General features: G+C 37.8%; 2 protein-coding genes. One reads left to right on the top strand and one right to left on the bottom strand.

Going from position 1 to position 4712, the window contains the following annotated elements:
- Positions 1-2865, top strand: a 2865-nt coding sequence (locus PND65_RS09225) for a Spy0128 family protein (protein WP_271991793.1), incomplete at its 5' end; no start/stop codon positions are given.
- A gap of 214 nt (positions 2866-3079) precedes the next feature.
- Here the strand turns inward: PND65_RS09225 and PND65_RS09230 are convergent.
- A complete protein-coding gene (locus PND65_RS09230; protein WP_271991704.1) occupies positions 3080-4567 on the bottom strand; it encodes an ISL3 family transposase in 1488 nt (495 codons plus the stop codon).
- Positions 4568-4712: the final 145 nt, after the last annotated feature.

Below are 4712 nucleotides of genomic sequence, written 5' to 3' on the forward strand. Positions count from 1 at the left end.
GATACGGTTGACTTTGGTCAATTGACATTCAGTAAAGTTGGCGATTACGTATTTACAGTAACAGAAGATACAAAAGCTACTGTTGGTGGTTGGACATATGATAATGATCCTAAGACAATTACATATCATGTAACAGATGAAGGTTTTGACGGACAATTAGACGCAACGGTTGATGGAAACAATCCAACGGTGACTAACAAGTATGAAGCTGCTGACTTTACAGGTATTCCAACAGACTTCACGTTAACAAAAGTATTTGAAGGTAAAGAATGGTCAACTGAAGATGTATTTGAATTTACTTTGACGGCTGGAAACAACACTGCTGGTGTTGACACACCAATGCCTGCCAATACAACAGTTCAAGTAAATGCTCCAACCGAAGAAGACGGAAAAACAGCTAAATTTGATTTTGGTTCAATTTCTTATGATACAGTTGGTGAATATCATTACACTGTAAGTGAAGTTGAGGGAACGAATGTGGGTATTGATTATTCTAAGAATGTTGCTGAAATTACAGTTACTGTAACAGATAACAAACAAGGTGGTCTGGTTGCTAGTGCGAAAGTAGAAAATGGCATATTCACCAATACATATTCAAGTGAATTAGATTATGTTGGTAAAGGTGGAATCGAACTTGTTAAGAACTTAATAGGTTATGATTTAACTAAGGATAATCAGTTTACGTTCACATTAAGTGCAGCTGATGAAGCGTCTAAAGAAAAAGCTGGTATGCAAGATATGTCAGAAGATGTATTTAATACAGAAGACACAATGGATGCTAATGGTTTAAGTACATCAACAATTCAGTTGTTACCAAAGATGCAAAAATTCACTCAGGATGATGTAGGAAAAGTTTATAAATATACAGTTTCTGAAACATCTGAACAAAAACCAGGTTATACAAACGATACAACTGAATATACAATTCAGATTAGTACGAGTGATGATGGTAGTGGAACATTAACTGTTTCTACACGTATAACAGGAACTAATGGAACAGATATAACTTATGAATACACTCAAAGTAAGCAAAAAGCTGAGACAGGTGTTGCACAGGTTGTCTTTAATAACACATATACTTCTTCAACGAACACAGAAGGATATGATGCTTCTGTTAATTTGACAGGAACTAAGACATTGACAAACCGTCCGATGGTAGATGGTGAATTCCAATTCAATGTATTGAGTAATGGTAGTGTAGTTTCAAGTGGTACGAACACAGCAGATGGAATAGTTACATTTACTCCAATCAATTACACAAATGATCAGTTGATTCAGGATCATGCAAATGGAATAGCTTCTAAAGAAGGCAATACATATACTTATGTTTATGATGTTGAAGAAGTTACTCCTGGTAATGGCGTTTCAATTGTTGCTGGTAAATTTAGTGTAACTGTTAAGGTTACTGATAACGGCGATGGAAAACTGGTAACAAAAGTTATCTATCCAGAAGGTGGACTTGCTTTTGAAAATGCTTATGGACAAAGTGCAAGCGCTGAATTAAAGATCAACGGTAAAAAATCACTTGCTGAAAATGGAACAAATCATCCAGATATCACAGATAAATTTGAATTTACGATTACAGGTAGCGAAGGGGCACCAATGCCTGAAAAAACAACTGTAAGAAATGATGCAGCAGGAAATGTTGATTTTGGTAAGATCGTTTATACAATGCAAAATGTCTTTGGTGATGACGGACAACAAGCAATCGTAGAACAAGAAACACCGGTGACAGAAGAACAAACAACAACTGAAGATGGTTCTGTTTCAGAAGAAACTGAAGAAGTTGTTGGTTTAACAGAACAAGTTGAAACTTATTCTGAAAAACGTGAAAAGACATTTACATACACGATTACAGAAAGTGGTAGTCTTCCTGGTGTAACTAATGACAGTGCAAAAGTCATTAATGTAAAAGTCATCGATAATGGAGACGGAACAATTTCTGTGACTTCCGATACACAAGGTACATTCACATTTGTAAATACTTATGTGCCAGATCCAACGGATGAGACATCTCCTACAGATTCAGCTGTAACAATCAAGAAAGTTCTTGATGGCAGAACTCTTAAAGCAGATGAATTCTCATTTACGATGATGGATGAAAATGGAAATGGTGTACAAGCTACAAATGCGGAAGATGGAAGTGTAGTATTCCCTAAATTGACATTTGATAAAGAAGGAATCTATACATATACGATTTCTGAAACAAATGACAACAAAGGTGGAGTTAATTACGATACGACTACTTACAAGGCGATTGCTACAGTAACAGATGATACAAGCGGTAAGTTAAAAGTTGAATGGAAAGTAACGGATGCTCAAGGCAAAGAGATTAATGAAATCACATTCAACAATAAATACACAGTTCAACCAACAAGTTTAACATTAGGTGCTACAAAAGTTCTTGAAGGAAGAGAACTTGCCGACAAAGAATTCTTATTCGTATTAAGCGATGAAGAAGGAAATGTGGTTGAAGAAGCATATAATGATAAGACTGGTAAGGTAACATTTAGCGATTTGACATTCGATAAAGCAGGTACTTATAACTACACAGTAACTGAAAAGAATACAAACGCTAAAGGAATTACATATGATGAATCTGTTTATAACATCCAAGTTGAGGTTGTCGATAACGAAGACGGAACATTGAATATGACAACAACAACGACTAAGGATGGAGAAGTATCATCAATTGTATTTAAAAATAAAGCTGAGAAAGATAGTGTTCCAGAGCAGCCGGAAAAAGGTGACACTTCGAACACATCAACTCGAACATTTGCAGGATTGTTTACTTCACTCGCAGTCGATGCTGCTGCTTTAGCGGGCATAGCTACATTGTTGAAGAAGCGCAATGCAAAAAAATAAGATCAAGTGATCTTTGATTAGGAACTCTAAATGGGTATCCAAAATCATTTAGGGTTTTAGCGTAAACAATTGGGGTCTAATTTGGGGTCTGAAGGTTTCGTTAAAATTTGAGAAGATCAAAAGAGATGTAGAACTGTGGTTGTATAGACTACAGGAAATACATCTCTTTTTCGTTGTGTTTTCCTTGTTTTGATTGTTAAATTGTCAGTATCCTTTATTTTGAGCTTGATTGTTTTTTCTTCTTGTAAGGACCTCGTTCCTTACCTTCGTTAGTTTTGATCTCTTCCTTTGATCTGGGGATCCCTTTTACGCTGGGGTTCTCACGTGTAGCCCACAGGATGCGGTTTCGTGTATAATCGAAATCGGAGAATCCTCTTGATTCTCTTTTGAGGTCTTTCGGTTTTCGATTGAAAGACTCCATGGGTCCATTGGAAAGACGTGCATAATATTCTTTTTCACCAGATGCACTTTTTCTATGGACCTTTACTTTTATGAAGGAGTTTACGATCGGATCCGTATTGGCTCTGAGGAACAAGGCAAAATCACGAAATATAGATTGATCGGATCTTCTGTATTTGTCGATCAACGTATTTAGACTGGACAATACATCGAACTCGTCCGCATAGTCTTGTTCGTTGAACTCGATATATTCTTCTTTCAGATTGCGAAGCTTCTTGAAATTGGGATCCAGATCCAGGAACATCTTTTCGATGGCAAAGGTATCGACGTTCATGCCGAGCATCTTATGATAATAACGCTTTGTCGAATAGTTTATGTCATCCTGATTCTTCAGGATGACCCATTTATAATTTTGGAGCAGGATCACTTCCCTGGAAGGACGTATAGTCCGGCTGTCACGGTTTTCATCGTGATTTTTTTGTTTCCACCGTTCCTCGTCGCGTTTCTTATATCGCTTGAGCACTTTGTATATATAGGTGTTGATCCGGGAAATGATGAGCTTGATGACATGAAAACTGTCCAGTATGGTGAGTGCATGAGGAAAGAAATCTTCAGGCAGCTTAAGATAGGTCCTGTAGGCATCGGAAATGACACCTTTGACATTCAACCTTTCTTTTAGGGGGATGGACAAAAAATAATCTTCGATGGTCGAACGCCAGCGGTTGTGAACGATATCGATGATCTCGCCGGAGACAAAGTCCATGATGACGAAAGCGTATTTATCTTTATTACTGATATTGAGATATACCTCATCCACGGATATATATTCCGGCAGGGGAAGCCGGGGAAGATCCACATAGCGTTTGAAGACCAGGCGTGCGCTGGAGTCGGAGATATTGAACTGGGCAGCGATATCCGCTGTCGATCGGGAAAGGTTCCTGAAAGCATCGAGGATGAGATAGGGAGTGATATTGGAGGAATGAGAATATTTATCCAGGAAAGGAAAGGAATCGTTCTCCGTATGTCCGCACGATTTACAGATCCATCTGCGTTGATGGACGATCAGATAGATGTTCATGGAATCCTGTGTAATGGGATGATTGACCCTGCGGGTATAGATGCCCTTGGAATGCATGCGGGCATTACACGAAGGGCAGAAAGTCGGTCTGAGATGTTTTTCGATATGGATGAACTTGTCTGGACCGTTGATCTCAACGTGGGTGATTGAATAAGTACCGTCATCCGCCAGGTTGAGAAGGGCAAAATAGACAGCATTTGAATGATCGTTTGTGTTATGTTTCATGATTGAATAAACCTCCTAAAAATGATCAAGAAAAACACAACACAAAGAGTATAAAGAAAAAAAAAGGAGAAAAAAATTAGATAATAAAAATCAAGCCTAATTCATAAAATTTTGTGTCTTTCCATGAAGGACACATTTTTTGATG

This window comes from Faecalitalea cylindroides, from assembly GCF_028321995.1.
GTDB classification, from domain to species: Bacteria; Bacillota_I; Bacilli_A; order Erysipelotrichales; family Erysipelotrichaceae; genus Faecalitalea; species Faecalitalea cylindroides.

Excerpts from the sequence above, each read along its gene's own strand:
- PND65_RS09230 (WP_271991704.1), bottom strand. The coding sequence starts at position 4,567 with ATGAAACATAACACAAACGATCATTCAAATGCTGTCTATTTTGCCCTT.